The 26298-nt window shown below is 71.9% G+C and carries 22 protein-coding genes; 10 read left to right on the top strand and 12 right to left on the bottom strand.

What is annotated here, in order from left to right; genetic code table 11:
• Positions 1-52: 52 nt before the first annotated feature.
• The 3 genes from ACFPIJ_RS22370 to ACFPIJ_RS22380 form a co-directional block, all read right to left on the bottom strand.
• Positions 53-1135, bottom strand: a complete 1083-nt coding sequence (locus ACFPIJ_RS22370; protein ID WP_380117120.1) for a cellulose binding domain-containing protein — start codon at positions 1133-1135, stop codon at positions 53-55.
• Positions 1136-2538: 1403 nt separating this feature from the next.
• Positions 2539-3525, bottom strand: coding sequence for an FIST signal transduction protein (locus tag ACFPIJ_RS22375; RefSeq protein WP_380117121.1), 987 nt, complete (start codon positions 3523-3525; stop codon positions 2539-2541).
• A gap of 82 nt (positions 3526-3607) precedes the next feature.
• The gene (locus ACFPIJ_RS22380; protein ID WP_380117122.1) at positions 3608-5524 is read right to left on the bottom strand and encodes a glycoside hydrolase family 28 protein; all 1917 of its coding nucleotides are present in this window, start codon (positions 5522-5524) and stop codon (positions 3608-3610) included.
• Between the two features lie 271 nt (positions 5525-5795).
• On the opposite strand from ACFPIJ_RS22380, the gene ACFPIJ_RS22385 reads away from it, so the two are divergent.
• The 4 genes from ACFPIJ_RS22385 (at position 5796) to ACFPIJ_RS22400 (ending at position 11813) form a co-directional block, all read left to right on the top strand.
• Positions 5796-7004, top strand: a complete 1209-nt coding sequence (locus ACFPIJ_RS22385; protein ID WP_380117123.1) for a WD40 repeat domain-containing protein — start codon at positions 5796-5798, stop codon at positions 7002-7004.
• Between the two features lie 307 nt (positions 7005-7311).
• The gene (locus tag ACFPIJ_RS22390) at positions 7312-8670 is read left to right on the top strand and encodes a DUF4832 domain-containing protein (RefSeq protein ID WP_380117124.1); all 1359 of its coding nucleotides are present in this window, start codon (positions 7312-7314) and stop codon (positions 8668-8670) included.
• Between the two features lie 32 nt (positions 8671-8702).
• Entirely contained in the window at positions 8703-11318 is a 2616-nt protein-coding gene (locus tag ACFPIJ_RS22395) for a fibronectin type III domain-containing protein (RefSeq protein ID WP_380117125.1), read from the top strand.
• 153 nt (positions 11319-11471) lie between these two features.
• Positions 11472-11813: a carboxymuconolactone decarboxylase family protein gene (locus ACFPIJ_RS22400; protein ID WP_380117204.1), complete on the top strand. Its 342-nt coding sequence runs from the start codon at positions 11472-11474 to the stop codon at positions 11811-11813.
• Between the two features lie 83 nt (positions 11814-11896).
• Here the strand turns inward: ACFPIJ_RS22400 and ACFPIJ_RS22405 are convergent, their stop codons facing one another.
• Positions 11897-12715, bottom strand: a complete 819-nt coding sequence (locus tag ACFPIJ_RS22405) for an enoyl-CoA hydratase/isomerase family protein (protein ID WP_380117126.1) — start codon at positions 12713-12715, stop codon at positions 11897-11899.
• Between the two features lie 77 nt (positions 12716-12792).
• Here ACFPIJ_RS22405 and ACFPIJ_RS22410 point away from each other — a divergent pair, with 77 nt between their 5' ends.
• A complete protein-coding gene (locus ACFPIJ_RS22410; protein ID WP_380117127.1) occupies positions 12793-13275 on the top strand; it encodes a winged helix-turn-helix transcriptional regulator in 483 nt (160 codons plus the stop codon).
• On the opposite strand, the gene ACFPIJ_RS22415 is transcribed toward ACFPIJ_RS22410, so the two are convergent.
• The 4 genes from ACFPIJ_RS22415 to ACFPIJ_RS22430 all read right to left on the bottom strand — a co-directional run bounded on the left by ACFPIJ_RS22415 (position 13262) and on the right by ACFPIJ_RS22430 (position 16463).
• Positions 13262-13600, bottom strand: coding sequence for an FkbM family methyltransferase (locus ACFPIJ_RS22415; protein WP_380117205.1), 339 nt, complete (start codon positions 13598-13600; stop codon positions 13262-13264). The genes ACFPIJ_RS22410 and ACFPIJ_RS22415 overlap by 14 nt on opposite strands.
• Positions 13601-13732: 132 nt before the next feature.
• A complete protein-coding gene (locus tag ACFPIJ_RS22420; protein WP_380117128.1) occupies positions 13733-14578 on the bottom strand; it encodes an alpha/beta fold hydrolase in 846 nt (281 codons plus the stop codon).
• Between the two features lie 4 nt (positions 14579-14582).
• The gene (locus ACFPIJ_RS22425; protein WP_380117129.1) at positions 14583-15458 is read right to left on the bottom strand and encodes an alpha/beta fold hydrolase; all 876 of its coding nucleotides are present in this window, start codon (positions 15456-15458) and stop codon (positions 14583-14585) included.
• A 141-nt stretch (positions 15459-15599) separates the two neighbouring features.
• The gene (locus ACFPIJ_RS22430) at positions 15600-16463 is read right to left on the bottom strand and encodes a LysR family transcriptional regulator (RefSeq protein ID WP_380117130.1); all 864 of its coding nucleotides are present in this window, start codon (positions 16461-16463) and stop codon (positions 15600-15602) included.
• 79 nt (positions 16464-16542) lie between these two features.
• Between ACFPIJ_RS22430 and ACFPIJ_RS22435 the strand changes: the two genes are divergently transcribed.
• Positions 16543-17712, top strand: a complete 1170-nt coding sequence (locus ACFPIJ_RS22435; RefSeq protein ID WP_380117131.1) for an MFS transporter — start codon at positions 16543-16545, stop codon at positions 17710-17712.
• A gap of 6 nt (positions 17713-17718) precedes the next feature.
• Here the strand turns inward: ACFPIJ_RS22435 and ACFPIJ_RS22440 are convergent, their stop codons facing one another.
• From ACFPIJ_RS22440 to ACFPIJ_RS22450, 3 genes are all read right to left on the bottom strand, one after another.
• The gene (locus ACFPIJ_RS22440) at positions 17719-18954 is read right to left on the bottom strand and encodes an RNA polymerase sigma factor (protein WP_380117132.1); all 1236 of its coding nucleotides are present in this window, start codon (positions 18952-18954) and stop codon (positions 17719-17721) included.
• The gene (locus ACFPIJ_RS22445) at positions 18951-19286 is read right to left on the bottom strand and encodes a YciI family protein (RefSeq protein ID WP_380117133.1); all 336 of its coding nucleotides are present in this window, start codon (positions 19284-19286) and stop codon (positions 18951-18953) included. The genes ACFPIJ_RS22440 and ACFPIJ_RS22445 overlap by 4 nt, the downstream gene beginning before the upstream one ends.
• A gap of 111 nt (positions 19287-19397) precedes the next feature.
• On the bottom strand, positions 19398-19598 hold the full coding sequence (locus tag ACFPIJ_RS22450; protein ID WP_380117134.1) for a hypothetical protein: 201 nt from the start codon (positions 19596-19598) through the stop codon (positions 19398-19400).
• Positions 19599-19722: 124 nt separating this feature from the next.
• Between ACFPIJ_RS22450 and ACFPIJ_RS22455 the strand changes: the two genes are divergently transcribed.
• A complete protein-coding gene (locus tag ACFPIJ_RS22455; RefSeq protein WP_380117135.1) occupies positions 19723-20958 on the top strand; it encodes a sensor histidine kinase in 1236 nt (411 codons plus the stop codon).
• Positions 20946-21602, top strand: coding sequence for a response regulator (locus ACFPIJ_RS22460; RefSeq protein WP_380117136.1), 657 nt, complete (start codon positions 20946-20948; stop codon positions 21600-21602). The genes ACFPIJ_RS22455 and ACFPIJ_RS22460 overlap by 13 nt, the downstream gene beginning before the upstream one ends.
• A gap of 37 nt (positions 21603-21639) precedes the next feature.
• On the opposite strand, the gene ACFPIJ_RS22465 is transcribed toward ACFPIJ_RS22460, so the two are convergent.
• Complete coding sequence (locus ACFPIJ_RS22465; RefSeq protein ID WP_380117137.1) at positions 21640-22818, bottom strand: RCC1 domain-containing protein; 1179 nt, start codon at positions 22816-22818, stop codon at positions 21640-21642.
• A gap of 241 nt (positions 22819-23059) precedes the next feature.
• Here ACFPIJ_RS22465 and ACFPIJ_RS22470 point away from each other — a divergent pair, with 241 nt between their 5' ends.
• Both ACFPIJ_RS22470 and ACFPIJ_RS22475 read left to right on the top strand, forming a co-directional pair.
• Complete coding sequence (locus tag ACFPIJ_RS22470) at positions 23060-23827, top strand: ABC transporter ATP-binding protein (RefSeq protein ID WP_380117138.1); 768 nt, start codon at positions 23060-23062, stop codon at positions 23825-23827.
• A complete protein-coding gene (locus ACFPIJ_RS22475; protein ID WP_380117139.1) occupies positions 23824-26289 on the top strand; it encodes an FtsX-like permease family protein in 2466 nt (821 codons plus the stop codon). Before ACFPIJ_RS22470 ends, ACFPIJ_RS22475 begins: the two co-directional genes overlap by 4 nt.
• Positions 26290-26298 lie beyond the last annotated feature (9 nt).

The raw sequence follows: 26298 nt of genomic DNA on the forward strand, positions 1-26298 counted from the left end.
CCGAATCGTCACCGCACGGTGGACATTCGCGGGTAGCTCGCACGGGGGACAGCTACGTCAGGAAGCTGCCGTACGGGCCGGCGAGGATGGCGTTCTTCTGGGCCTGGCTGAAGTGCGTGTTCGGGTAGCTGTAGAACGACGCGGACATGGGGGTGCCGTCCGTGGACGTCGAGTCCGGCAGGCCGAAGCCGTGGCCGAGCTCGTGGACCATGCCCCCGTACCAGCGGTTCATCGGGCCGTTGAGCCCGGCGCCGCCGTCGGCGTCGTGGCCGGAGAGCAGGACCCAGCCGGGGCTGGCGCCGCCGCCGGACTTTCCGGGATCCTCGGCGCTGATCTCGCCGACGACGAGCCAGCGGCTGTCGGGGTTGGCGAGACCGAACCGGCGCCGCAGCTCCGCCTGCATGTTCGCGACCACGCACCAGTAGCGATCGCCGTTCGGGTCGCAGTTGGTGTTGATGTACCACGTTGTGTCGTGCTCGCCGTTGACCGTCTCCACGACGGTGGCGTTGAGCGCGAACGTCCTGCCGAGTTCCTGGCGGTAGTAGCGCTGCGCCTCGCGCATCACGGTTGCGATGCCGTCGGGGTACCGCTGGTCGAACGCGACGTTGGTCGGCTTGAGCCAGAACACCCGCACCGTCTTCGTGCCCGGAGTGCCTGGATCACCGGGTGTGCTGGAGGCGCTCGGCGACGCGGTCCTGGTGGGGGAGGCGCTCGTGGTCGGGCCGGCGGTGCCGGTGCAGACCACGTTGTTGAGCCGGAAGGTGGCGGGCACCGGGTTCGAGCCGCTCCAGGCGCTGTTGAAGCCGAACGACGTGCTCGCGCCGGTACCCAGGGCGCCGTTGTAGCCGGCGTTCACGGCCGAGACGCCGGAGCCGTTCTGCGTCACCGTCGCGTTCCAGGCCTGGGTGACGCGCTGGCCGGTGGCGAAGCTCCACGTGAGCGTCCAGCCGTTGACCGGGTCGCCGAGGTTGGTGATCGCCACGCTGGCGCCGAACCCGTCCTGCCATTGCGAGCTGATCGTGTAGGTCACCCGGCAGCCGGTGACGGCGGCGCCGGCCGAGGTGGTGGCGACCGCCGTGCCGGCCGTGGCGAGGCCGATCGTGGCGGCGGCGAGCATGAGACCGCGGTACCGCATCGCATCCCCTTTCATCAATGGACCACGCCACGGTGCGCGCCGAAAACCTTTTCGGCAAGGTGATGGCGGGAATCCGCAGGAAACGCGGCGAAACTTTCATCGCCGGGTCATCCGGGCCGGGTCATGCCGCTGCGGACCGCGGCGGCTTGCCTGGGAGGCATGATCCTGCCGAAGGAGCTGGCGAAGCTGCTGCCGCCGGCATTCGATCCGGAGTACGTCGAACACGCGGTCGTGCCGTACCTGCTGAGCGAGCAGACCATCGGGGAACGCCCGGCGCTGCCGATGATCGATCTGGCGCTGAGCAAGGAGAACGCCGCGCCGCCGCACTTCTGGGGGATGTTGTACGACGGGTGGGCGCCGGACCCGGAGGAGGAGGGCGTCGCGGTCTTCATCCAGGGGTACGAGCAGCGCGGGCCGGACAACGAGCGCAAGAAGATCTACCACTCGGCGACCACGCCCGACCTCTACGCGACCAGGTACGCCGGCAAGGTCCGCCGCTTCATCGCCCGGCTGCTCGACCCGGCCAACGCCGGCCGGCCGCTGATGCAGCAGTACTACACGGCCTACTTCGACCTCTACTGGGACCTGCACCTCGGGGCCACGGGCGAGGACATCCCGGCCGAGGTGCGGGAGCTCGGCACCAGCTTCACCACGGTGCTCGGCCACTGGTACCCGACCTCGGACATCGTCCATGAGCACTTCATGCGCGTGCGCGCATTGCGTCCGCGGCTCACGACGTGGATCGACGACCGGGTGCAGGCGGTGATCGACGGCACCGTCGCGGCGCCGGAGGAGACGTTCGTCCACTACTGGCTCAAGAACGGTGGCGGCGGCGAGCACTTCCGCCGCAAGGACATCATCTTCGAGTGCTTCCACAACTTCCTGGCCTTCAGCCAGTGGGGCAACATGATCTACCAGACCATGGCCGCGCTGGACGCCACGCACGGCAACCCCGTCGTGCGGTCCTGGTTCGCCCGGACGATGCGCATGGACCCCGACGACGCCGCCTTCCCGCCGCTCGACCGGTTCGTGATGGAGCTGTTCCGCACGATCTCACCGAACGCGGGCAGCCTGTCGACCGTGGAGACGGCGGTCGGCGTGACGTCCCGCGACCACAGCGTCGTCACCCCGCACCCGCCGTCGAACCACGACCGCCACCAGTGGCGCAACCCGGATCAGTTCGACCCGGACCGCTACCGCACGGCACCGACAACGCTCGACAGCGAGTCCCGGGCACGGGCCGCCGGCCTGGCCCGCTGCCCCTTCCCGCCCGCCCCGTTCAAACTCAACGACGGCCGCCAGGCCGAGGTGACCAACGGTGCCTTCGGCGCGGTGTACAGCGTGGTCGACGGCACGGAACACCCGCTGTGCGACACGGCCGGCTACGCGCCCTTCGGCTTCGGCTACCGCCGCTGCGGCGGCGAACAGCTCACCGTGGAGTTCCTCAAGGAGTTCCTGCGCACGGTGCACGACAACGGCATCGAGTTCGACCGGCTCGACCTGGCCGACCCCCAGTGGCTACCGGTGTCCCCGCGCAGCCTCATCAAGGACGACATCGGCTTCCATGTGCGCGGCGAGCCCGCGCCGCCTACCTGAACGTCCGTGGGACGTTCAGGGCGTCCGGCAGGACGCGCGGCTCGACCCGGTTCTGCCAGGCGAGGTCGGTGATGCGCTGGGCGAGCCGCAGGATGACCCCGTCGGTGCCGTCGCGTCTGGATCCGGCCGCCGCCACTCGAGGTGACGATCATGGCGTCGCCGACTTTGCGGTACCCGTGCCGCACGCCGACCGCCAGCGGTGCCTCCGAGGCGATGGTGACGGCGACGACGGCGTCGGCGTCGCTGAGCACCCGGTCACCGGCGAAGAGGTGCGAACCGGTCATCCGCCAGCCGTCCGCGGACGCGCCGCCGAACAACGGCACTCCCGCGCCCAGCACGCTGTACACACCGCGCAGGATCGACTCCTGGTCCCGGACGAACCCGTCGGTGAGCAGCATCAGCACCCGGTGCGGCTGGTCCGCGAGGGGCTCGGCGCACCGGGCGACCTCGGCGCCGGCGTCGCGCTGCCGCCCGGCGACCCCTTCGGCGACGGCGGTGGACACGGTGATGCCGGGACCACCGAGGGCCGCGACCGTGACGGTGCCGTCGGTCGGCCCGCCGGGGCCGATCTCGCCGTGCGTGGTGCAGCCGACGACCGGCATGCCCGAGGCGACCTGGCGCACCCCGTCGAGCACCGCGGCCGGGTCGTGCGTGATGGCGCTGAACACGATGACGAGTTTCGGCTCCGCGCCCGTCATGGCGGCCCGGGCAGCCGTTGCCGCGGCAGTAGCGCTGTCAAGGCTGTCCGAACGGCCCACGGCCAGCCAGCGCCGCCCGGTCGCACCTGCACTCATGCCGCCTCCACCCACACCGGCCGGACCTGACACCGGGATCATCGGCCGGGCCGGGGCCGAGTTGAGCCTTCGGCCCGGCGTGTCACCGCACGACCACCGTGTACATGCTGCTGCCCTTCGCGGGTTCGGCGTTCGGCCCGAGCGCGATCTGCCCGGCTGGGAAGGTCCTGGAGTACACGGCGAAGCTCCGGCTGGGGCTCTCGGTGTTGGTGAGCTGGGTGCCGGTGCTGGTCCAGGACGTGTCCATCCACGGCAGGCGGCCGCGGCGGGTGTCGACGGCAACGGACAGGGTCACCGGCCGGTTGACGGTGAACCGCACCAGCGGGTCCGTCGTGGCGGTTCTGGAGTCGTTGGTGGTGCGGATCCACTGGGCGCCGGCGAGACCGGCCGGCACGGACGCGAAGGTGTAGGCCCGGTCGCCGTACTGGGTGGCGCCGGTGCGCAGATCGGGCTGCACCGACCAACCGGCGACGGTCACGCCGGTGATGGTGAGCGGCGCGGCGCAGTTCTCGGTCGAGCCGGTCTGGCTGACCCGCGTCGTCCCGCCGGTGGTGTTGGTGCCGTTGCTGACGCAGTAGCCGGCGATGCTCTGGAACCGGGTGTCGTAGGGCGATCCGCTGCCTCGTTCGGTGACGAAGCGGTCGAACGTGACCGAGGCGCCGGCGTCGGCGATGACGGCGGGCCGGTTGTCGTTGGCGGTGAAGTGCGCCGAGCCGCCGGTGAAGTGGATGTCGTCGGCATTGTGCAGGTACCAGCCGAACGCGGGACGGGTGCCGATGCTGGCCGGGTTGAAGGCGTTCGGGTCGTTGGTGGGCACCGCGGTGCCGAGGTTGGCGCTGCCGCCGGGCACGTAGACGTCGACGTCGGTGAAGGTGACGTCGCTGATCCGGTGGGTGGCGTCGGCGCCCCACAGCGTCGGGGTCTGCGGACCCTTGCCGGTGGCGGTGACGTTCTCGTAGGTGATGTCGTGGATGCTGCCGACGCCGGGGTTGTCGCCGCAGCGTTTCCGGGTGCCGATCTTCTGGAAGATGGGTGCGGCGACGCCGGTGATGGTGATGTTGCGGTAGTGCACGTCGGAGATGTTCGCGCCGTCCATCGACACCATGCCCAGGCCGGCCTTGTTGGCGCCGGTGATGGTGACGGTGTCGAAGACGTAGTCGCTGAAGTCGCTGCAGGTCTCCGAGCCGAAGTTCAGGGCGTTGCAGCACACGGCCGACAGCTGGGCGCCGGTGACCCGCACGTGCCCCTGCTGGAACCGCTGGCCGAGGGCCCAGTCGCTCTTGAACGCGAGCGCGTCGTCCTGGGCGGCGATGGCGACGTCGGTGATGACCACGTTGCGGGTGTTGATGACGTTCCAGCCGTCGCGGTCGCTCGCGGTATCGATACGCAGACGGTTGGACTGCACGCCGTCGCAGCCGTTGACGAGGGCGGCGAAGTGCCCGCCCCGGCGCAGCGTGACGCCGTCCAGCCGGAGGTTCGTGCACCTGGTCAGGGCCAGGATCTTGTCCGCCTCGCCGGGATCCGGCAGGTCGTTCTCGTGGATCTTCAGGAAGCCGCCGCCGTCGATCGTGCCGGAGCCGGTGATCCCGATGTTGCTGAGCCGGTCGCCCCAGATCATGGCGTTGTGGAAGTGGCTGTGGCCGAAGTCCTGGTAGGCGTCGTTCGGGTTCGGCTCGGCGGGATCGTAGCCGGTACCGGGCGCGCCGAGGATGGTGGATCCGCTGTCGAGTTGCAGCGTGACGTTGCTGAGCAGGTGGATCGAGTTGGCGGACCGGTAGGTGCCGGCGGGGAACACGACGGTCCCGCCGCCGGCGGTGTTGGCGGCGGCGATGGCCCGGTTGATGGCCGGGGTGTCGTTGGCCGAGCCGTTGCCGGCGGCACCGTAGTCGCGGACGTTGAAGGCGCCGGCCGCCGCGGCGGGAACGGTGGGCGCCGCGATGCCGGCGAGGCAGGCGGCGGCCAGGACGGCGAGCCACCGGCGCAATGACGTACTGGACACGCGTTGTCTCCTTTTCGGAGGCCGTTGGGCACACCGGCGAACGCAGTGCCGACGCGGGCGCTGCGCTGGATGAGCCCCTGGTGAGAAATCCTGCAAACGTTTTCATCGCCCTTCAGGCCGCCGCACCTGAAGGGGTCGATGGATTCCCGCCAATATAGACCGCAGGCTCCGGCTCGTGTCAACCGTCAGAACTGCGCTGGTGGAGCCGGTCGGACATCGATGTCACACGACGACCCATGCGCCACGTGATCGCGTTCGCTAAGGTCCTGACGTGTCCTTCGTGGAGCGGCTTGTCTGTCACCCCCGGTTGCCGCTGATCGCCGGCCTGGACTCCGACCGGCCCGTGGTGCGCGTGTGGCAGCTGGAAGGGGATGGTCTCCGGGAACTCGGCGGCGTCGGCGACGATGCCGCCGCATATCCGCCCGAGTCATGGGAGCGGCACGAGCTCACCCCGTCCGTGGCCTGGCATCCGCACGAGCCGAGCCTGATGGTGATCGGCGCGGCCGGGTTGCGCCGCTGGACCGTCGACGGCGTCGCCGAACTGCCGTGGTTGCCCGCTTGCGCCGACCATCGGGACATCGCGTTCAGTCCGGACGGGCGGACCCTGTGGGTGTCGCCGTCGTCGGTGGCCGGCGAGGACAAGGCATGGGAACGCTCCGACGTGCTCGACCTCGCCACCGGCACCGTGGAGGCGGGCCTGTGGTGGGACACCGGGATCGTCGAACATCCCGGCGGCGGCCTGCTCGTGACGCTCTCCAGTGAGCAGGGTGCGACCGACGTCCTCTTCGCCCGGCCGGACGACGCCGTCCCGGCGGGTATCCGCGTCTACCGGCACGCGATCGTCCTGGACGTGGACGGCTATCACCCGCCGGTCTTCTCCAGCGACGGCCGGTACCTGGCGTTGCGCGGCAATGCGTACGTGCAGTCGCTGGACGTGTTCGAATTCCCGACGTTGCGCAAGGTCCTGCACACGGCGTTCGGGGATCCGTACCCGGGCTTCCCGTACCCGCCGGAATGGCTCGAGGAACAGGCACTGTGGTCCAGTCACAACATCGCCTTCGCGCCGGGTGCCGCGGTGCTGCTGGCCGGCTCGCCGCAGGGGAACGTCATCGAGTTCGACCTCGAGGGTGAACGGGTGTCCCGGCGGGCGGTCACCGGCGCCGCGGTCAGCGCACTGACGGTGACGCCGTCGGGCCAACTGGTGGTCGCCGACCGTTCCGGGCGCGTGACGGTGACCGGCGAGCCATGGGAGGCCCGTTCCGGTGACGGGGCGGCCGCGCGTGAGCGGGTCCAGGAGTACCTTGCCGGCACCGCCGAACTGCCCGGGGACGCCGACCTGGAGACGGCCCTGCTCCGTGCCGACGGGCAACGGACGTGGAGCGCCGACGACCTCGAAACCGTCACCGAAGCCGGCGATTCCGATCCGACGTGGCTCCGCCTGCGCGCCGCGATGAACACGCACGACCTCGGCCGGGAGTGACCGGGCGGCCGTCGGTGTGGACGTCCCACGCTGCGGACCGCGGACGAGGGCATGCGCCGCGACTCGACGAGGTCGCCGGATTCGCGCAGCGCTGAGCGCCGGCGCCGTCCTGGGCGGCGCCGGGCGCATCGGCCGCGGCTGATCGAAGGTTGGCTCTTGCCAGCCGGCTCGTCTTCGAATAATGATGTAGTCCTTCGTAAGTTAGTCAATACCTCTGCGTAAAGCTTGCCGCCAAAAGCCGAGAGGGTGACCGACGCGTCGGGCCCGATCGCGCCCTCGGCACCCCTTCCGAGCACGAGGAACCTGTATGAGACGAGCCCTGCGCCTCACCGTCGCCCTGCTCACCGCCCTCACCCTCACCGCCGGCGCCGCCGGCACTCCCGCCGCCGCACACCCCGCCGAACCGCGGTGGAAACCCCTCGCCTACACGCCCGCGCCCGCCGACAACCCGCTGAAGGGATTCATGCCGTTCGCCGGCGACTACCAGACGTTCCCGCACAGCATGGAGTGGTTCTACCTGCCGCTGCGCGATGTCATGACCGGGCCGCGGCAGTTCCGCTGGGACGCCTTCGAGGCTCAGCTCAACGCCATCGCCGGGCGCGGTCACCAGGCCGTCTTCCGGTTCTACCTGGACTATCCCGGCAAGCCCACCGGCATCCCGCAGTACCTGCTGGACGCCGGGCTCGTCACCCGCCCGTACCCCGACTTCGGCAACAACGGCGTCAGCGTCTCGCCCGACTACGACGACCCGCGCCTGGTCGCCGCCCTGGAGAACTTCATCACCGCCCTCGGCCGGCGCTACGACGGCGACCCGCGCATCGGGTACATCACGCTCGGCCTCATCGGCTTCTGGGGCGAGTGGCACACCTGGCCCTACGACGGCTGGACCCAGCCCGAGAACTGGATGCCGGGCACCGATGTGCTCACCCGCATCCTGGACCGGTACGAGGCGGCGTTCGACAGGACGTTCCTGCTGGCGCGGTACCCCAGCCAGCAGAACAAGCCACTGAACGTCGGCTACCACGACGACTCGTTCGCGTTCGAGACGCTGCCGCCGACGTCGTGGCACTTCGTCCAGCGGCTCATCGACGAGGGCGTCACCGACAAGTGGCGCACCCAGCCGATCGGCGGCGAGCTGCGGCCGGAGATCCAGTCCTGCCTGTGGGACGAGCCGGTCAGCTGCACCCAGTACGAGGACTACGCCGAGTCCGTCACCCAGACCCACGCGTCCTGGCTGATCAACCACGCCGCGTTCACCGGCACCGGGTTCACCGGCGACAAGTACCAGCGGGCCGTCGCCGCCGCCAGGTCCCTCGGCTACGAGCTGACCGTCACCGAGGCCGCGCTGGGCCGCGACCGGGTCTCCGTCCGTGTCGCGAACCGGGGCGTGGCACCGTTCTACGCCGGCTGGGGCACCGAGCTCGCCGCCGTCGACGGTCACGGCCGGATCGTGCGGCGCTGGCACACCGATTGGAACCTCACCGGCATCCAGCCCGGCCAGGCCCCCACCACGCTGTCCGCCCGCATCGACACCCGCGGTCTGCGCCCCGGCCGCTACTCGATCGTCATGCGCGTGGACAACCCGCTGCGCAACGGCATCCCGCTGCGGTTCGCCAACGCCGCGCAGAACACCAGCACCGGCTGGCTCACGCTGGGCGGTGTCTGATGTTGCGATCCCTGCGCTTCGCCGTTGTCGCTATGTTGCTGCTCGCTTTGCTGCCCACCGCGGCAAGCGCGGCCCCGGCGGGACCGCCGCCGCGCCCCGCCGCGGGACCAGGCCCCGACACCAGTCTCGCCACCCACACCTACGCCTACGCCGACGCCCCGGTGGGACAGCCGCTGAAGGGATTCGCCCCGTACCTGTTCCCCGGTGACAACCTGTCCACGAAGTACCCCGGCGGTCTCGTCTGGAGCTACTTCGCCCTCAACGAGGTCATGAAGGACCCGGCCAGCTGCGCCGTGTTCGACTGGAGCGTGTTCGAGAAGGCCCTCGACGAGGCCGCCGTGTGGGGCCGCCAGGTGGCGTTCCGGTTCTACCTGGAATACCCCGGCGGCAGCGGTACCCACCCCGGCAACGGCATCCCGCCCTGCCTGAACGGCAAGATGGCGTTGCGTACCAACGGGTTCTGGGGCACCGTCAGCCCCGACTACGACGACCCGGACGTCATCGCCGCGATCACCAGCTTCATCACCGCATTCGCCAACCGCTACGACCGGGCCGGCCCCGGCGGCACCGCCGACCCGCGCATCGGGTTCATGTCCCTGGGCCTCGTCGGCCTGTGGGGCGAGTGGCACACCTGGCCCTACGACCGCGACGCCGCCGACGGTTACCCCGACCTGATGCCGACCGACGCGACGATCCGCACCATCATCGGCGCGTTCGACGCCGCGTTCGCCAACATCCAGCTCGAGGTCCGGTACCCACTCGCCGGGACCGAGACGGCGAACATCGGCTTCCACGACGACTCGTGGCCCTACAAGGAGTGGCGCGGCGGGCAGCTAAAAGGCATGACCCTGCCGATGTCGATGAACGGCTGGGACGACGCGTTCCTGCAGTTGCAGCTCAACACCGGCACCGAGAACCGCTGGACCAGCCAGTCCATCGGCGGCGAGGCCCGGCCCGAGATCCAGGGCAGCCTCTACACCGACTGGCCCGGCGGCTCCGGGCAGGTCGACGACGTCCTGGCCGCAACCGAACTCACCCACATCACCTGGATGATCAACCAGACCGGGGCCGGCGGGTACAGCGTCACCGACCCGAAGGTCGCCGCCGGTGTCCGCAAGATGGGCTACAACCTGCACATCCCGCAGGCGAACTTCAACGCCACCGCGGCCGGCACGTTCAAGGTCGGCGTCACCATGCAGAACTCCGGCGTCGCACCGTTCTACTACCCGTGGACGACCGTCATCGGGCTGCGCGACGCCACCGGCGCCGTCGTCAAGACCTGGGACACCAGCTGGGATCTGCGCCAGGTGCAGCCGCTGAAGATCCGGCCGTTCCCCGACTGGGGCGTCGGCACCGACCCGCTCGACTTCGGCCGGCCGGTCAACTTCTCGGCGACGCTGAGCACCGCGGGCGTGCCGGCCGGGTCGTACAGCCTGGTCCTGAAGGTCCGCAACCCCCTGGAGGCGGTCACGCCCGACGTGCTGCGGGCCCGCCCCGCCGCCAGCCGCCTCACCGACTGGATCATCGACCAGTGGCGGCCGCGGCTGCCGCTGTCCTTCGCCAACGCCAACCAGGGCGCCGACGGCTGGGTCAACCTCGGCCCGCTGGTGACCGGCGGCACCTGCACCGGTGACTGCGTGGCCCCGTCGGCGCCGTCCGGGCTGGCGGTGACCGGGGTGACCAACACCAGTGTGGCGCTGTCCTGGTCGGCGTCGACCGACAACGTCGGTGTCACCGGCTACCAGGTGCTCCGCGACGGTACGCAGATCGGCACCGCGACCGGCACGTCGTACACCGACACCGGCCGGTCACCGGGGCAGACCTACCAGTACACGGTGCGCGCCGTGGACGCGGCCGGCAACGTGTCGGGACCCTCGGCGGTGGTGCCGGCGACGACCAGCGGATGTGCCGGTGACTGCACGGCACCGACCGCACCGTCGCTGACGTCGCCGGCGAAGACCGACACCAGTGTGTCGCTGTCGTGGACGGGTGCGACGGACAACGTCGGCGTCACCGGCTACGAGGTGTTCCGTGGGTCCACATTGGTCGGTTCGCCGACCGGAACCTCGTTCGTCGACACGGGGCTGACGGCGTCGACCGGGTACAGCTACACGGTCAAGGCCCGGGACGCGGTCGGGAACCGTTCACCGGCGAGCAACGCGGTCGCCGTCACCACCGCCGCCGCCCCGGCCGGCCTGACCCTGGACGACTTCGACGGCACCCCGCCGTACCCGTCGGCGGCGCAGAACGACCTGGGCAAGTGGACCGGCGGCAACTGCTTCCTCGACGGGGGCGGCTCCGGCGTCGTGTCCGGCGGGGCGCTGAGCCTGCGGTACAACAACTGCGGCTGGTTCGGCTCCGACGTCGGCGTCGATCTCAGCAACCGCACCTACCTGGTGATCCGGGTCAAGGGCGCGGCCGGGGGAGAGCAGGCGCACTTCAACCTCGGGCTCGGCGGGACCACGAAGGTGTTCGGCGACTTCACCCTCGACGGCGGCGCCCACCCCGTCATCACGACGTCCTATCAGGACATCCGGATCCCGTTGACCGCCAATGGGATCAGCCGCAGCTCACCGTCGCAGCTGACGATGGGCTTCTGGTACGGCGGCAACTCCACCATCACCATCGACCACATCTCCTTCCAGTAGCGCGCCGGCCGGGGCGGCGACGTCCGCCGCCCCGGCCGAACTGTTTCCTAGCTCGCAGATAGGGTTACTAGGCTATTCGGTCGTTGTGTGCCACCATGGCGTGCGGCAGGTCCTGCTCGCAGGGAGGAGACCGCATGATGATCGGACGTGACGATGACCGAGTACCACAGTCCTGAGGACCGCGCCTACACGAAGGTCTACAAGCGCGAGACCCCGGACATCCTGCAGGCGTTCGGCCAGTTCGAGCAGGCCGTGTTCGCCGCCGAGGGGCGAGAGATCCCGCTGAAGTACCGGGAGCTCATCGCGGTCGCCGTGGCCGTGACCACGCAGTGCGTGTACTGCATCGACGGCCACAGCAACCTGGCCGTGAAGGCCGGCGCCACCGAGGCGGAGCTGGCCGAGGCTGCGTGGGTGGCGGCCGCGCTGCGCGCCGGTGGCGCCTTCGCGCACGGCCGCTTGGCGTTCAAGCTCACCGATCACAGCCACGAGCACTGATCACCGCACGGTGACGGGGTGTCCGGCCGGGCCGGGCACCCCCCGTCGTGCGTCGCGGCACCATCCGCCTGGGCCCGGTGCGGCTACCGGATCCGGCTCAGGAGGTCGGCCAGCTCGAGCTCGCCGTCGCGGGTCTGCGCCCCGGCGGCGAGCGCGGCGGTGAAACGGCCGGCCGCCTCGGGCCCGGTGAACACCGGCCAGAGGAGTTCGCCCTCGACCGTGAGTCCTTCCTCCAAGGGCAGGTCGGCCGCGTCGACGGCCTTGCGGGCCGCGTCGACGGCCGACCGCGGATAGGAGGCGATGCGGGCTGCCAGTCGGTCGACGAAGTCGTCGAGTTCGTCGGCCGGCAGGGCCCGGTTGATCCAGCCGTACCGTTCGGCGGTCCCGGCGTCGAAGTCCGCGGCGCCGAGGATGGCCTCCAGCGCGCGGGCGCGCCCGGTCAGTCGGGGGAGCAGCTGCGTGCCACCGCCGCCGGGGAAGATGCCGAGGCCGACTTCCGGCTGGCCGAACCGCGCGGTGCCGATGGCGGCGAACCGCATGTCCAGGGTGAGCAGGAACTCGTTGCCGCCGCCGCGGGCCCGGCCGGTCACCTTGCCGATTGTGACCTGTGGCAGCGTGCGGTACCGCGCGTACAACCCGGGTCCCGGCCCGGCCGCGAACGCCGCGAGCGCGTCCGGGTCGGTGACCAGGCGCATGTCGCCGTGGGCGAGGAAGAACTCCGGGTTGGCACTGCCGAAGACGACGACCCGGACCGCGTCGTCGTCACGCACGTCGGTGTTGAAGCGGTCGAGGTCCGCGATCAGCCTCGCGTCGAGCAGGTTGATGGGCGGGTTGTCGATGCAGACCGACGCGACGCCGTCCTTGAGGCGGACCGTCAGCGTGTCGTACGCATACGTCACCATAGCTCCTAGCTTCGAAGTCAGAAGCCAGATGCTAGCTGGCTTCTGACTTCGAACTCAAGGGGGTACAGTCGTGCGTCATGGAGTGGGCGTCGGTCGACCTCGGAAACTGCCCGATCGTGCGGGCGCTCGACGTCGTCGGCAGGCGCTGGACGTTGATCGTGCTGCGCGAGGCGTTCAACGGCGTGCGGCGCTTCGAGGACATCCAGCAGCACCTGGGCGTCTCGTCGTCGATCCTCAGCGGCCGGCTCAAGGACATGGTGGACGACGGGCTGCTGCGCCGCGTGCCGTACCGCGAGGACGGGACCCGGGAGCGCTCCGAGTACCACCCCACCGAGAAGGCGTGGGACCTCTATCCGGTGATCGTGGGTCTCATGCAATGGGGCGACCGCTACCTCGGCGACTCCGCCGGGCCCCCGGTGCAGCTCATCGACCGCACGTCCGGCCGGCCGGTGGTCGCCGCGCTCGTCCCGCAGGGCACCCCGAGCTGCGCGCCGTCCGACCTCGAGGTGGCGCCCGGCGGCTCGCTCAGGACGGTGCCGGGCGCGGTCAGAGCTCGATGACCGCGAACGGGTAGAACGGGATCTTCTCCAGCTCGTCGATCGAGATCGGGGACGGCTGACCCTCCTGGTTCAGGGCGTGGAGGGTGCCGCCGCACTCGTCGCGGATCGTGCGCAGCACGGCGGCGAAGCGCCCGGTGTCCGCGCCGAGCATGACGGCGTTCCACTCGAAGACGATGCGCCGGATCCGGTCCTCGCGGATGAGTTGCATCATGCCGGTGAAGGCGTGGTACTCGCCGCCCTCGATGTCGATCTTCAGCAGATCGATGACCGGGACGTCCTTCAGCGCGTCGTCGAGCTTCACGGCCGGCACCTCGATCGTGGTGATGTCGTCGAGGCGGTGCGCGTGCGTCGGGCGCTCCTAGATGAGCATCCGGTCGCGCCCGATGTAGGTGCCACGCATCTGATCATCATGGCACCGCCGGGCGGCCCGGGAGACGGGTTCGAAGGAGCCGACCGCTCAGGTGAGGAACCCGCGGATCGCCGTGGCGACCTCCTCGGCGTGGGTCTCGAGGACGAAGTGGCCGGTGTCGAGGAACCCGATGCAGGCGTCGGGGAGGTCGCGCTTGAAGGCCTCGGCCCCGGCCGGCAGGAAGAACGGGTCGTTCCTGCCCCACACCGCGAGCAGCGGCGGCCGGCTGGTGCGGAAGTACTCCTGGAACGTGGGGTACAGCGCCACGTTGCTCGCGTAGTCGAGGAGCAGGTCGAGCTGGATGTCGGCGGCGCCGTCGCGCCCGAGGTAGTAGTTGTCCAGCCCGTAGCCGTCCGGGCCGACCCGGGTCTCGTCGGGGACGCCGGTGGTGTACTGCCAGACCGTCGTGCGCGGCTCCACCATGGTCCGGACCGCCGCCCGGTTGGCCGCCGACGGGTCCTGCCAGTACGCCCGGATCGGGTTCCATGCGTCGCTCAGCCCCTCCTCGTACGCGTTGCCGTTCTGGGAGATGATCGCGGTGATGCGCTCGGGATGCCGGGCGGCGATCCGGAACCCGACCGGCGCGCCGTAGTCGAACACGTACAGCGCGAAACGGCGCAGTGGCGCGGTCAGGCCGTCGATGACGTCCGTGATGTGCTCGAACGTGTAGTCGAAGTCGCTCTTGGGCGGCATGTCCGACCTGCCGAAGCCCGGCAGGTCCGGCGCGATGACGTGGAAGCGGTCGGCGAGCAGCGGGATCAGGTCACGGAACATGTGGCTCGAGGACGGGTAGCCGTGCAGGAGCACCAACGTGGGTGCGTCGGCCGGGCCGGCCTCCCGGTAGAACACCGTCAGGCCGGCCACGTCCGCGGTGCGGTAGGCGATGTCGGTCATGCCGTCACCGGAGGAAGTCCACGAGCTGGCGGGTCGTCTCCTCGGGGGCCTCTTCCGGGATGAAGTGACCGACCGGCACCGGCCCGCCGCGGACGTCGTCGGCCCACGCCCGCCACATGGCGAGGGGGTCGTCGTAGAGCGTCGCGACCGCACCGTCCTCGCTCCACAGGAACAGCACCGGGCACTCGATCCTGCGGTGGCCGCGATCCGCCTCGTCCTGCTCGTAGTCCAGGGTCGCGGCGGCCCGGAACTCCTCGCAGATGGCGTGCACCGTGTCGGGGTCGCGGAACTTCTCGGTGTACTCGGCGCGGAGCTCGGCCGGGAAGGCGTCCTTCACCTCGGCCCAGGTGTTGAGCATGAAGTCGACCATGGTGGCCGGTGCCGCGCCGATGAACTGCTCCGGCACGGGCGCCGGCGCGGCGAGGAACGACCACTGCCAGTAGGTCAGGCTGAAGTCCTTGTCGGCACGGTCGTACGCGTCGCCGACGGGAACCACGTCCATCACGCCGAGCCGGGTGACCGCCTCGGGGTGATCCAGCGCGAGCCGGTAGGCGCAGCGGGCGCCGCGATCGTGGCCGACGACGCTGAACGTGTCGTAACCCAGCTGTCGCATGACCTCGAGCTGGTCGGCGCCGATCGCGCGCATGCTGTACGGCTCGTGATCAGCCGTGCTGGGCGGCTTGCCGCTGTCGCCGTACCCACGCAGATCGGTGACCACGACGGTGTGGTGCTCGGCGAGGCGGGGCGCCACCCGGTGCCACATGAGGTGGGTCTCCGGGATGCCGTGCAGCAGCAGCACCGGCGGCCCATCGCCGCCCGTGCGACCGTGCACCGACGCACCTGCCGTGGCGATGTCGAACGCTTCGAATCCGTCGAACACAGGGGGACCTCTTCGCCGAAGCTGCCGGAACGTAGCGTCTCTTACCACTTCCGGCGCCGTGAAACGCGCTACCCCAATTGGTCGCGGGTGCTTCCGGGTCGGGGTCGCGAGCTCTTGTCGATCCACCACGTGGGCCCCGGGTCAGGCCAGTAGGTCGAGGAAGGCTGTGGCGGCCGGGGTGCGACCGGCGCGGCTCCAGATGACGTGCTCGATCCGCTCGGGGGCGTCGGTGACCTCCACGACCGTGACGCCGGGCAGCTGCGGCGCCCAGGTAGCCGGCATCATGGCGACGCCGAGGCCCTGCTCGACGAGGCGGGCGATGAGGTATGCCGTGGTGACCTCGAACGCCACGTCGCGGGTCAGACCGGCGGCCGCGAACGCCTGATCCGACTGGGCGCGCCCGGCCGTGCGGGCCGGCAGGTCGACGAACACCTCGCCCGCCAGCCGGCGCAGGTCGACGGCCGGCTCCCCGGCCAGCGGGTGGTCGGGCGCGACGACGGCCACGAGCCGGTCGCGGGCAAGCTCGCGGGACTCGACGCCCGCGGGCCGGGCGTCCGTCGGCAGCCCGAGGAACGCGACCTCGATCGCACCATCGCGGACGAGCTCGACCAGCTCGTCGCTGGCGTGCACACGCAGGCTGATACGCACAGCGGGATACCGCCGCCGGAACTCCCGCAGCGCGCCCGGGATGTCGACCGCGGCCACGGTCGAGATGAGCCCGACGGCAAGCCGGCCCCGCACCTCGCCCAACGCCGCGGCGACCCCGGCTGCGGCCCGCTCGGCGGCGTTCACGCAGTGTCGCGCCTCGGGCAGGAACGCGGCCCCGGCCGGGGTCAGGCGCACGCGCCGGCTGGTGCGCTCGAACAGCTTCGTTCCGAGCTCCCGCTCCAGCCGCGCGATCTGGTGGCTCAGCGCCGACTGCACGACCAGGCAGCGCTCGGCCGCCCGCGTGAAGCTGCCGGTCTCGGCGACGGCGAGGACGTACCGCATCTGCTGGAGCTCCATGCATCCATCGTGAATCACGATCGCTCGGCTGACAAACATGCATTGGACTCATGAATCGATCCCCGAGAGACTGCAACGCATGCCGATCAAGGAAAGGCCGTGGCTCGGCGTCGCGGTCATCACCGCCAGCCTGTTCATGTTCGTCACCACCGAGCTGATGCCCGTCGGGCTGCTGACCCCGATGAGCCGCAGCCTGTCGGTCTCCGTCGGCGTCGCCGGACTGATGGTCACGCTGTACGGCATCTCGGCCGGCCTCGGCGTGCCGTTCATCGTCGCGTGGACCCGCCGGGTCAACCGCCGGCTGCTGCTGACCGTGCTGCTCGCCGTCCTCGCCGCCGGAAACCTGGTGACCGCCGCCGCCCCGGGCTTCGGCCCGGTGCTCGCGACCCGCCTCGTGATGGGCTTCGCCAACGGCGTCTTCTGGGCCATCGGCGTCAGCATGGCGATCCGGCTCGTCCCGTCCCGCCACGCCGGCCGCGCCGCCGCGACCGCGCTGTCCGGCATCTCGATCGCCGCCGTGGCCGGTATCCCGCTGGGCGCGCTGCTCGAGGACCTCACGAGCTGGCGCGGCACCTTTCTCATCTGGAGCGCCCTGAGCGCCGTTGTGTGCCTGGCGGTGGCCGTGGTCGTCCCGTCGCTGCCATCGGACAACGCCGTTGCGGTCCGCGAGGTCTTCGCCCTGCCGCTGCGCAACCTGGCGCTGCGCCGGGCGGTGTACGCAGTGGCTCTCTATGTGCTCGGGCACTTCGGGGCGTACACCTTCATCCGTCCTTTTGCCGAGCAGCACGCCGCCGTGACGCCGGCCTTCATCAGCGCGTTGCTCGTGGCCTACGGCATCGGCGGCGCCGCCGGCAACTTCGTCGCGGGCCACACGGTCGCCCGCCACCTGCGCGCAAGCTTCGTGCTGGCGGTCACCGGCCTGGTCGTCTCGATGCTGCTGCTCCTGGCGATCGGCCACACCCGCGCGGGCCTGGTCGCCGGCGTGCTGCTGTGGGGCGTGTCCTTCGGCGCCGCGAACCTGTGCCAGGTCAACCTCATGCTCTCGGCCGCCCCGGACACCTTCGAGGCCGCGATGTCGATCAACACGCTGGGGTACAACACCTCGATCGCCCTCGGCGCGCTCTTCGGCGGCCTGTTCGCGGATGCGCTGGGCGTGGACGCCGCCGTCTGGTTCGGGGTGGCGCTGACGTCGGCGTCGCTGCTCGTCACCCTGGGTGCCCGGCGGCGCGATCCGGTTCCGGCGTCGTGAAACGCGTTACCCCAACTGGTCGCGGCGGCGGGTCAGGTACGCGGTCTCGGCGGTGTTGCCGGCCAGCTCGATGGCCCGGTCGTACGCCGCGCGGGCCGGCTGGCTGCGGCCCAGCCGGCGCAGCAGCAACGCGCGGGTCGCGTGGTAGGCGTGGTAGCCGGCCAGGGCGCCCTCGAGCCGGTCGACGGCGGCCAGGGCCACCTCCGGGCCGTCCAGCTCGGCGACCGCGACGGCCCGGTTGAGGGCGACGATCGGCGAGGAGTCCACCCGCTGGAGCTGGTCGTACAGCGCGACGACCTGCGACCAGTCGGTGTCGCGGATGTCGCGGGCGGACGTGTGCACGGCGTTGATCGCCGCGAGGATCTGGTAGCGGCCCGGCGCGACGCCGGTGGTGGCGACCACGGTCAGGCGCTCGCGCACCAGCCGGTGGCCCTCGGCGATCAGCGCCGTGTCCCAGGCGCCGCGGTCCTGCTCGTCGAGGGCGACGAGTTCGCCGGCCGACACCCGGGCGGCGCGGCGGGCCTCGGTGAGCAGCATCAGCGCCAGCAGCCCGGTCACCTCACCGTCCCGCGGCAGGAGGGCCCGGATCAGGCGGGTGAGGCGGATCGCCTCGGCGGTCAGGTCGTGGCGGACGGGCGGGGTGTCCGGTCCGGTTGCCAGGTAGCCCTCGTTGAAGACGAGGAAGAGCACGGCGAGCACGCCGGAGACGCGGCCGGGGAGGTCCTCCGCGGCCGGCACCCGGTACGGGATGCGCGCCGCCTTGATCTTGGCCTTGGCGCGGGTGATCCGCTGTCCCATGGCGCTTTCCTGGACCAGGAAGGCCCGGGAGATCTCGGGCACGGTCAGGCCGCCGACCATGCGCAGCGTCAGCGCGACCCGGGTCTCCATCGCGAGCGCCGGGTGGCAGCAGGTGAAGATCAGCCGGAGCCGCTCGTCGTCGATGGCGCCGGTCGGTTCGGGCGGGTCGTCGTCGTGCAACATCCAAGCCGCCTTCTGCTTGTCGTCGCGCTTGTTCTCGCGCCGGATGCGGTCGATCGCCTCGCGGTTGGCGGTGGTGGTGAGCCAGCCGCCGGGGTTGGGCGGCACGCCGTCGACCGGCCACCGCTCGACGGCGGTCGCGAACGCCTCGGCCGCCGCCTCCTCGGCGACGTCGAGGTCGCCGAAGCGCCTGGTCAGCGTGGCGACCACCCGGGCCCACTCCTCGTGGTGGGCGCGGGTGATGGCCGTCTGGACGTCGGTCACTCCGGCGGGGCGAGGAACGGCCGGACCTCGACCTTCCGGTTGCAGGCCTTCGACCCGTCGGCGGCGAGTTTGAGTGCCACGTCGAGGTCGGGCGCCTCGAACACCCAGAAGCCGGCGACGTGCTCCTTCGTCTCCACGAACGGCCCGTCGGTGAACACGCTCGCCCCGTCCCGGTTGTCGATCACGGTGGCCGTCGCGGGCGACGCGAGACCGCCGGCGAAGACCCAGTGACCGTCGGCCTGCACCCGGTCGTTGAACACGTCGATTGCCGCCGCCTCCTCCGGGGTGGCGAGTTCGTCCGAGTCGAAGATCACGGAAACCAGGTACTGCATCTGAAGACCAACTCCTGTGCTCCGGGGCGCCCCTCACGGGCGGCCACTCGACCTGTCCACGAACGGCGTCGCCCCGATCCGACAGTATCGCCGGAGAATTCTTCCAGGAATTTATCGGCTGCGGTGACGGTAGTGGTGCACGACGAGCGCGGCCGCGCTGGCCAGGGTGATCAGGCCGAAGCCGACACCCACGATCGGGTGCGCGCCGGCGGTCGACGCGGTCGCGTTGGCGGCGGCGCTGACGATCAGCACCAGCCAGAGCACGGGGCGAAGCATGCCAGGACGGTTGCCGGTGGTCTCGGGGTCGGTCATGACCCTGACGCTATGCAGCCACGCACCGGCCGGCGATCCAGCCAGCGCGTCCACCGGGGTACAGCAGGCTGTACTTCGCCGGACCCGGCGGTCGCCTATTGTCGCTGGCGGAGGGGGTGCGGACGTGGCGGAACGGGGACGGTATCTCCGGGATCGCGTGCGCGCGACCGTCGACGCCCTCGAACACCTCGTCGGTGGCCTCGGCACGGCGATCCTGGCCCTGGCGGCGCTCCTGCTGCTGCTCGTCGTGGCCGTTGCCAGTCTGGCCGGCGTCGGCCTGCTCCTGGTGCCCTCGGCATTGCAGGTGGTGCGGTCCGCCACCGACCGCGAGCGGGCCAGGCTGTCGCGGTGGGGTTCGGACCTGCCCCTGCCGCCGCCGGTCCCGGCCGGCCTGCGGGACGCCCTGCGTGACCCGTGGGTGCGGCGCGACGTCGCGTTCGTGGCCACGCACGGCACGGCCGGCTTCGCGCTGGGCCTCTTCGGGATGGCGCTGCCACTCGACTCGGTGCAGTATCTGCTGTTCCCGCTGTACTTCTGGGCGCTGCCGCCGGGCGAGAGCCCCGGCCTGGTCTTCTGGCCGGTCGACGGGCTGCTCGACGCGCTCGCGGTCGCGCTCCTCGGCGTCGGCTGGCTCTCCCTGGCCGTCGCGCTGGTCCCGAGGATGGCCCGGCTGCAGGCGTTGCCGGGCCGGCGGCTGCTGGCGCCGCCGCGCGACGTCGACATGTCGCTGCGGATCGCCGAGCTGACCGCCACCCGCGCGGCCGCGCTGGACGCGCACGCGGTCGAACTGCGGCGCATCGAACGGTCCCTGCACGACGGCGCGCAGAACCGGCTCGTCGCGGTCACCGTGCTGCTCGGCGCGGCCCGGCGGGCCCTCACCCGGGACCCGGCCCGCGCGGAGGAGATCCTGGACCGCGCGCACGACGCCGCCGAGCTCGCCCTCGCCGAACTGCGCGCCGTGGTCCGCGGGATCCTGCCGCCGGTGCTCGACGACCGCGGGCTCGCCGGGGCCCTCGCGGGCCTGGCCGCCGGCTGCGGTGTGCCGTGCCTCGTGCGGGTCGACGTGCCGGGCCGGTGCGCGGCGTCGGTCGAGGCGACGGCGTATTTCGTGGTGGCCGAGGCGCTCACCAACGTCTCCCGGCACAGCGGCGCCGCCAACGTCGCCGTCACCGTCCTGCGCGACGCCGACCGGCTGCACGTGACGGTGGTCGACGACGGCCGCGGCGGCGCCGACGAGAGCCACGGCTCCGGCATCGGCGGTATCCGCCGGCGGGTCGAGGCGCACGACGGCCGGTTCACCCTGACCAGCCCACCCGGTGGGCCGACGACGATACTCGTGGAGCTGCCGTGCGGATCGTGATCGCCGAGGACGACGCCCTGCTGCGGGAGGGCCTGGCGCTGCTGCTGCGGGCCGAGCAGCTCGACGTGGTCGCCGCCACCGACTCGCCGGCCGCGTTCCTGTCCGCGGTGGACACCCACCGGCCCGACGTCGCGATCGTCGACGTCCGGATGCCGCCCACACACACCGACGAGGGCATCGTGGCCGCCGTCGAGGCCCGGCGCCGCCACCCCGGCCTCGCGGTGCTGGTCCTGTCGGCGTACGTCGAGCAGGCGTTCGCCACCGACCTGCTCGCGGGCGGCGCGGACCGGCTCGGCTACCTGCTGAAGGAACGGGTCGGGCGGGTCGAGGAGTTCCTCGGCGCGCTGCACCGCGTCGCCGGCGGCGGCACGGCCATCGACCCGGAGGTCGTCGGGCAGCTGCTGGCCCGTAGCCGCCCCGACAGCACGCTGAGCCGGCTCAGCCCGCGCGAACGCGACGTGCTCGCCCTGATGGCGGAGGGCCTCGGCAACACCGCGATCGCGGAGCGGCTGTTCGTCACCGAAGGAGCCGTGCACAAGCACATCCGGAGCATTTTCGCCAAGCTCGACCTCGCCCCGGACGACCGTGCCGACCGGCGGGTGACGGCGGTGCTGCGCTACCTGGACGACTCCCGCCGCGGCTGAGCCTGCCCGCCGCGGGGCGGGCAGGCTCAGCGGAGGGTCAGCCCGGCAGGATCACCTGCGCCGGGGCCGACCGGTTGGTGGTCGTGCCGTCGCCCAGCTGCGAGTTGCCGTTGTTGCCCCAGCACCACAGCGTCGCGTCGGTGCGCACCCCGCACGTGTGGTAACCGGCGACGAGGCCGGTCGTCCAGGTGGTCGCGGTGCCGACGCGGGTGGGAACGGACCGGCTGGTGGTGGTGCCGTCACCGAGCCCGCCGGCCATGTTGTTGCCCCAGCACCACAGGCTGCCGTCCGTGCGGGATGCGCACGACGTGTCGTAGCCGGCGTTGACCGCGCTCCAGGTGGTGCCGCTGCCGACCTGCTGGGGTGTGGTCTGCAGGGTGGTGCCGGCACCCAGCTGCCCGTAGCCGTTGTTGCCCCAGCACCAGAGGGTCCCGTCGGTGCGGTCCGCGCAGGTGTGCACCAGCCCGGCCGACGCGCCGCGCCACGTGGTCGCGGTGCCGACCTGCGCCGGGGTCGTCGAGTAGCTCAGCGTGCCCGTCCCGATCTGCCCGCTGGAGCTGTCACCCCAGCACCACAGGGTGCCGTCGGTGCGGGTCGCGCAGGTGTGTGCGAAACCGGCGGTGACGCTCGCCCAGTTGCTCGCCGTGCCGACCCGGGTCGGCGTGGACACGGTCCAGTCGGCGGTGCCGAGACCGAGCTGCCCGAGCCGGTTGAAGCCCCAGCACCACAGCGTGCCGTCGGTCTGCACGCCGCAGGTGTGGGCGTCGCCGGCGCTGACGGTGGCCCAGGTGGTCGCGGTGCCGGCCTGCACCGGGGCGTTGCGGTTGGTGGTGGTGCCGTCGCCGAGCTGGCCCCTGCGGTTGCCGCCCCAGCACCACAGCGTCCGGTCGGTCCTGGTCGCGCACGCGAAGTTGCTGCCGGCCTCGATGCCGGCCCAGTTGGCGGCGGTGCCGACCCGGACCGGGGTGGTCCGGGTGTCGTTGGTGCCGTCGCCGACCTCGCCGCTCCAGTTGCTGCCCCAGCACCACAGCGTCGCGTCGGTCCGGATCGCGCAGGTCTGTCCGTAGCCCGCGGCGACCTTCGTGACCGTCGGGGCGGCGGCGGCCGGTGCCGCGGTGGCGAGCACGGCGGTGGCGACGAACGCGGCCGCGGTGATGAACATGCTCAGCGGACGTCGCCATCGGACCCGCAGCCGACCGTCCTGAGATCCACCCATGTGCTGTTCTCCCCACGCCATTGATACCCGAGCATTGACGGGCGACGCTACGATCGCCCGCCCGAGCGGGGCAACTGCGCCGCGGTCGCACCGCCGCCGGCCTGGCCCGGGCCGGGAAACTTACAGCGGTGGTACAGCAGGCTGTACCACGGTTCGCCAGTGCGCTGGATCGTCCGCCGGCCGGCGGCGCCATAGCGTCATCCGGGTATTCGTCCTGTTGAGCGACCCGGAGAGGCACTTCATGTCCGTCCACATCGGACCCACCGGCGACCCGGTGGTCCGCGCCGAACGGCTCACCCGCACCTACGGCACCGGGACGCAGGCCGTCGCCGCGCTCGCGGGCGTCGATGTGGCGTTCCACCGCGGCACGTTCACGGCGGTGATGGGGCCGTCCGGCTCCGGCAAGAGCACGCTGCTGCAGACCGCGGCCGGCCTGGACCGGCCCACCTCCGGGCGGGTGTGGATCGGCGCCACCGAGCTGTCCGGGCTGTCGGAGACCGGGCTGACGAGGCTGCGCCGGGACCGGATCGGCTTCGTCTTCCAGGCGTTCAACCTCGTCGACGCGCTCACGGTGGAGGAGAACATCGGGCTGCCGGCGCGGCTGTCGGGCGGGCGGCCCGACCACGCCTGGCTGGACCACGTCATCGACCGGGTCGGGCTGCGGGACCGGCTGCACCACCGGCCGTCCGCCCTGTCCGGCGGGCAGCAGCAGCGGGTCGCCGTCGCCCGGGCCCTCGCCACCCGGCCCGAGGTGATCTTCTGCGACGAACCGACCGGTGCCCTGGACACCGTGACCGCGGCGGACGTGCTGGGCCTGCTGCGCGCGGTGGTCGACGAGCACCGGCAGACCGTCGTCATGGTGACACACGACCCGGTGGCCGCCTCGTACGCTGACCGCGTCCTGGTCCTCGCCGATGGCCGGGTCGTGCGGGACCTGCCGCAGCCCGGCGTGGAGCGCATCGCCGAGCAGTTGGCGTCGCTCGGCCGCCGCCGGGTGGTGCCGGCATGATCGGGCTTGCGCTGCGGATGCTGCGGCACCGGCCGGGCTCGGCGGTGGCGACGCTCGTCGCCCTCGCCGCCGGGGTCATGATCCTGATGGCGATGGGCACGCTCGTCGAGTCGGGGCTGCGCTACCGGCCGGAGCCGGTCCGGTATGCCGCCGCCGACGTCGTGGTCGCGCACCGCGAGATGACCGTCAGCGCCAAGGACCTCGACGGCGAGGTCGTCCGCTCGAAGGTCCGGCTGCCGGAGGGCGGCACCGTCCCGGCAGACCTGGTCGGCCGCCTCCGCGGGCTGCCCGGCGTCGCGACGGTCGCCGCCGACGACCCGGTGCCCGTGGTGCTGTCCTCGGGCGCCGGCACGGTCACCGGGCACGGGTGGGGCAGTGCAGTGCTCACGCCGTACCAGATCCGAAACGGGAATCCACCCGCCGGTGATGACCAGGTCGCGGTCGACCGGCGGCTCGGGCTGACGCCGGGGCAGGAGATCGAGGTGCTGGTCGGCGCAACCGCGCGGACCTACCGGGTCAGCGGTGTGCTGGACGGGCCGGCGGCCGCGGTGTTCTTCACCGACGCGCACGCCGCGACGCTGTCGGCGCACCCGGGCCGGGTCGCCGCCATCGGGATCGTCGCAGCACCCGGCACGGACAAGGCCGCCCTCGTGGCGGCGGTCCGGGGCCTCACCGCCGACGCGGGCGTCTATACCGGCGCCGACCGCGGGCTGGCCGAGGAGTCCGCCGAACTCGCCGCGCAGGAGCTCCTCATCCAGGCCGGCGGCGGGTTCGGCGGATACGTGGTCCTGCTGGTCGGGTTCGTCGTCGCCGTCACCGTCGGCCGGTCGATGCGGCACCGCCGCCGCGACCTCGCACTGCTGCGGGCCGTCGCCGCGACCCCCGGCCAGGTCCGCCGGATGATCATGGCGGAGGCGGCGATCGTCGGTCTGGTCGCGGTGGCGATCGGCGTGCCGGCCGGCCTCCTCGCCACCCGGTGGGTGCACGACGAGATGGTCGGCCGGGGCTTCGTGCCGGCCGGATTCCCCATCTCCCACGGACTGGTCGCCATCGCCGCGGCCGCCGGCGCCACCGCACTCGTCGCCGTCCTCTCGGCGCTGCTCGCCGCCCGCCGGGTCACCGCGATCCGTCCCGTCGAGGCGCTCGGCGAGGTGGCGGTCGAACCACCGCGCAGCGGCAGGGTGCGGCTGTTCTCCGGCCTGGCCGCCCTGGCCGGTGCCGGGTCGTCGAGCGCGGTCACGCTCGGCGCCGCCGGGCCGGCGGCCCTGGCCGGCGCGATCGGCATGCTGTACCTGTTCGTGCTCGCCGTCGGCCTGCTCGCACCGTGGATCAACCGGGCCGCGGCAGGGGTGCTCGCGCCGGTGCTGCGGACCGTCTGGGGGCCCAGCGGCTACCTGGCGACCGCCAACCTCCGGGCCAATGCGCGCGGCATGGCCGCCGTGCTCACCGCGCTGGTGCTGTCGATCGGCCTCGGCGGGTCGGTCTGGTTCCTGCAGGACAACCTGGAGCGGCAGACCCTGTCGCAGCGCCGCGACGGACTGCTCGCCCAGCACGCACTGGTCGCATCGGCGGGCCTGCCGTCCGGCGCCGCCGACGAGGCGCGCGGGACTCCCGGCGTCGTGGCGGCCACTGCGGTCCGCCGGACGTCCGTCGTCGTCAGGTTCCTGGACGGCGCGGAAACGGTCGCCGCGCAGGCGGTCGACCCGACCGGGATGGAGTCCACAATGGACCTCCGGGTGCGCGCGGGCCGCCTTGCCGACCTGGCGGGCGGCACCGTCGCGGCGTCGTCGATCCGGGCGTCCATGCACGGCTGGGACGTCGGCGACCGCGTCACGTTCTGGCTCGGCGACGGCACGCCTGTCTCGCTGACCCTCGTCGCCATCTACGAGCGGGGCCTCGGCTTCGGCGACATCACGCTGGCCCGGGAGACGGTCGCCGGCCACACCGCGCGGGACCTCGACGATGAGGTGCTCATCCGCACCTCCGGACCCGCGGATCTGCGGGCGCTCGCGGCCCGGCACCCCGGCAGCACCGTCGCCGCGACCGGCGATCTCACCCGCCGGCTCGCCGCCGACCTGGCGGTCAGCGCCTGGCTGAACAAGCTGCTCGTCGGCGTGATGGTCGGCTACGCCGCGCTGGCCGCCGCGAACACGATGGTCATCGCCGCCCTCGCCCGGCGCCGGGAACTGGCCGTGCTGCGGCTCGTGGGCGTCACCCGCGGCCAGGCCAGGCGGATGGTCCACGCCGAACAGGCCGGGCTGCTCGGGGTCGCGGTCCTGCTGGGCGCGTCGATCGCGCTGGCGACCCTGACCACGGTGGTGCGCTCGGTCACCGGCGAGCCGGTGCCCTACGTGCCGCCGCTGGGCTGGACCGCCGTCATCGGGGGCACGGCGCTGCTCGCGCTGCTCACCACGGTGCTGCCGATCGGCCGGCTGCTGCGGATGCCTCCGATCGGGCGGTAGCGGCCCGCT

The organism is Dactylosporangium cerinum, assembly GCF_042653625.1.
GTDB lineage: Bacteria > Actinomycetota > Actinomycetes > Mycobacteriales > Micromonosporaceae > Dactylosporangium > Dactylosporangium cerinum.

Coding starts and splice junctions, on each gene's coding strand:
- ACFPIJ_RS22375 (WP_380117121.1), bottom strand. CDS start 3,525: ATGAGTGCAGGTGCGACCGGGCGGCGCTGGCTGGCCGTGGGCCGTTCG.
- ACFPIJ_RS22430 (WP_380117130.1), bottom strand. CDS start 16,463: ATGGAGCTCCAGCAGATGCGGTACGTCCTCGCCGTCGCCGAGACCGGC.
- ACFPIJ_RS22420 (WP_380117128.1), bottom strand. CDS start 14,578: ATGACCGACATCGCCTACCGCACCGCGGACGTGGCCGGCCTGACGGTG.
- ACFPIJ_RS22395 (WP_380117125.1), top strand. CDS start 8,703: ATGTTGCTGCTCGCTTTGCTGCCCACCGCGGCAAGCGCGGCCCCGGCG.
- ACFPIJ_RS22370 (WP_380117120.1), bottom strand. CDS start 1,135: ATGCGGTACCGCGGTCTCATGCTCGCCGCCGCCACGATCGGCCTCGCC.
- ACFPIJ_RS22400 (WP_380117204.1), top strand. CDS start 11,472: ATGACCGAGTACCACAGTCCTGAGGACCGCGCCTACACGAAGGTCTAC.
- ACFPIJ_RS22475 (WP_380117139.1), top strand. CDS start 23,824: ATGATCGGGCTTGCGCTGCGGATGCTGCGGCACCGGCCGGGCTCGGCG.
- ACFPIJ_RS22435 (WP_380117131.1), top strand. CDS start 16,543: ATGCCGATCAAGGAAAGGCCGTGGCTCGGCGTCGCGGTCATCACCGCC.
- ACFPIJ_RS22445 (WP_380117133.1), bottom strand. CDS start 19,286: ATGCAGTACCTGGTTTCCGTGATCTTCGACTCGGACGAACTCGCCACC.
- ACFPIJ_RS22410 (WP_380117127.1), top strand. CDS start 12,793: ATGGAGTGGGCGTCGGTCGACCTCGGAAACTGCCCGATCGTGCGGGCG.
- ACFPIJ_RS22450 (WP_380117134.1), bottom strand. CDS start 19,598: ATGACCGACCCCGAGACCACCGGCAACCGTCCTGGCATGCTTCGCCCC.
- ACFPIJ_RS22390 (WP_380117124.1), top strand. CDS start 7,312: ATGAGACGAGCCCTGCGCCTCACCGTCGCCCTGCTCACCGCCCTCACC.
- ACFPIJ_RS22470 (WP_380117138.1), top strand. CDS start 23,060: ATGTCCGTCCACATCGGACCCACCGGCGACCCGGTGGTCCGCGCCGAA.
- ACFPIJ_RS22465 (WP_380117137.1), bottom strand. CDS start 22,818: ATGGGTGGATCTCAGGACGGTCGGCTGCGGGTCCGATGGCGACGTCCG.
- ACFPIJ_RS22405 (WP_380117126.1), bottom strand. CDS start 12,715: ATGGTGACGTATGCGTACGACACGCTGACGGTCCGCCTCAAGGACGGC.